Origin of the sequence: Paraburkholderia sp. SIMBA_053 (assembly GCF_046534895.1) — a bacterium.
GTDB classification, from domain to species: Bacteria; Pseudomonadota; Gammaproteobacteria; order Burkholderiales; family Burkholderiaceae; genus Paraburkholderia; species Paraburkholderia caledonica.
This window is the reverse complement of sequence record NZ_JAWRXU010000467.1, coordinates 1-286: the sequence shown is the minus strand read 5'-3', so window position 1 is coordinate 286 and position 286 is coordinate 1. Positions and strand designations below refer to the sequence as shown.

At 66.4% G+C, this 286-nt stretch carries 1 pseudogene; it reads left to right on the top strand.

The features are described 5' to 3' along the window. Positions 1–286: pseudogene (gene pntA / locus SB753_RS36450) on the top strand (NAD(P)(+) transhydrogenase (Re/Si-specific) subunit alpha); the annotation flags it as partial.

The window sequence follows — 286 nt, the reverse complement described above, 5'->3', positions numbered from 1 at the left end:
CAGGCGCCGCGGCGAACTTTGACGATGACGCCTACCGTGCGGCCGGTGCCGAGGTCATGGCATCGGCTTCCGAACTCTGGGCTTGCAGCGACATCGTCCTCAAGGTTCGCGCTCCGAGCAGCGACGAAGTCGCGTCGATGCGCGAGGGCGGCATGCTGATTGGCTTTGTTTGGCCTGCCCAGAACCCCGAGCTGATGCAGCAACTGGCCGCGAAACGGGCCACGGTACTGGCCATCGACGCGCTGCCGCGCACGCTCTCTCGCGCGCAGAAGATGGACGCGCTCAC